Annotated in this window: 3 protein-coding genes; all 3 read left to right on the top strand. The window is 72.4% G+C overall.

The window, feature by feature from the left end; translation table 11 throughout:
* A partial coding sequence (locus AB0G02_RS38905) for a zinc-binding dehydrogenase (protein WP_360805133.1) occupies positions 1-483 on the top strand: 483 nt, incomplete at its 5' end.
* Between the two features lie 149 nt (positions 484-632).
* Positions 633-1,010 carry an STAS domain-containing protein gene (locus AB0G02_RS38900; RefSeq protein WP_360805130.1) on the top strand — a complete coding sequence of 126 codons (378 nt, stop codon included), beginning with the start codon at positions 633-635 and terminating at the stop codon, positions 1,008-1,010.
* A 184-nt stretch (positions 1,011-1,194) separates the two neighbouring features.
* The coding region (locus AB0G02_RS38895) for a hypothetical protein (protein WP_360805127.1) at positions 1,195-1,668 on the top strand (474 nt) is incomplete at its 3' end.

Genomic DNA, 1,668 nt, shown 5'->3' with positions numbered 1-1,668 from the left:
GCCGTGCAGATCGCCAAGCGGTTCGGCGCCGCGCACGTGATCGCCGTCGGGCGCGACGCCTCCCGGCTCGCGGCGCTGCACGACCTGGGCGCGGACGAGGCGGTGACCTTCGACCAGGCCGAGCGCGCCGCCGACGTCGACGTCGTCATCGACTACGTGTGGGGAGAGCCGGCCGCCCGTGCGATGACCGCCATGATCACCGCCCGCCGCGACCGCGGGGCGCCGCTGGATTGGATCCAGATCGGGTCCGTGGCCGGTCAGAGCGCGCCCCTGCACTCCGCCCTGCTGCGCGCGTCCCGGTTGCAGATCTGCGGCAGCGGCATCGGCTCCGTCCCGCCCCGCGACTTCCTCGCGGAGCTGCCGGAGATCGCCGTCGCGGTGCACACCGGCCGGATCGACGTGCGGGCGCGTCCCGTGCCCCTCGCCCGGGTGGCCGAGACGTGGAACGCGCGGACGGACGACCGCATCGTCTACGTCCCGTGACGCAGTGCGGCCCTTCATCGCCCCGCTCGACTCCCGCACCGTCCACTCGTGACTCCGGGGGGGGGTGCTCCCGCCGACCGTCCCTCCTGGACGGTCACGGCGGACCGCGGTCCCCGGCCGATCCGCCCGAGCTGTGGTGGGATGGGCGGATGACGACGGAAGGGCACGGGGTGCGGACGCGGGTCGAGGCTCACCCCACCGCGCGGGCCGTGGTGCTCGACGTCGGCGGTGAGATCGACGGGGTGACCGCCGAGGCCGTGGAGCAGGCTGTGGAGCGGGCGCTGACCGAGGCGGCGGCCACGGGCGCCTCGCTGCTGGCCGCCGACCTGAGCGGGGTGACGTTCTGCGCCTCGGCGGGGTTCACCACCCTGCTCTACGCCCAACGGCGGGCCCGGCAGGAGGGGCTGGTGTTCGCCGTCGTGGTGAACCCGGGCAACCCGGTCCGCCGGCTGCTCATCCTCAGCACCTTGGACCAGGTGCTGACGCTGCACGAGACGGTGGAGCAGGCGCTGGCCGCACGGTCTTGACGGAAGCGGTGTCGACGGACGCGGTGCGGGTCGAGCGCACGAACCCGCACCACCCAGCGTGATGACGCAGAGTGGTCGTGTCGTAACGCGGTCGTGGAACGCGGCGATGTGCAGCGTGTCATCGATCGAGGTCCGGCACCGTCCTCCCGGACACCGCCGGTCCGACACCCGAGGGGGTCCGTGGATGAACGGGATCAAAGCCTTCGCACGCGTCGCCGCCGCCTGCCTGGTGGCGTCCGCGGCGCTGTCCGGCGCGGCGCCGGCGGCTCAGGCGGACGCCGGGCAGGTGTGCCTGGACAACGAAGTGGTGTCCTTCAGCCAACCGGTCACCAACACCCCGAAGACGGTCACGGTCACCGTCAAGGGCCAGCTGTTCAACTGCACCGACGGCGCCGCCACCACCGGCTCCTACACCGAGACCGCGACGCTGCCGGACTACAGCTGCACCCAGCTCTTCTACCAGGGCAGCGGAACGCGGACGTTCACCTGGACCGATCCGGCCGTCGCGCCCACCACGTACTCCTACAACAGGACTTCCAGCCGGGTCGGCGCGAACATCGTGATCGTGCTGCTGGGGTCGATCACCACCGGCACGTTCGCCACCGAACCGGCCAAGATGCAGCTCACCGCGCTCAACCCGGACCCGATCAGCTGCGCC

The sequence above is a fragment of the Actinosynnema sp. NPDC023658 genome (assembly GCF_040639995.1).
GTDB lineage: Bacteria > Actinomycetota > Actinomycetes > Mycobacteriales > Pseudonocardiaceae > Actinosynnema.
The sequence above is the reverse complement of the archived record's forward strand: the minus strand, read 5'-3'. Positions and strand labels throughout refer to the sequence as shown.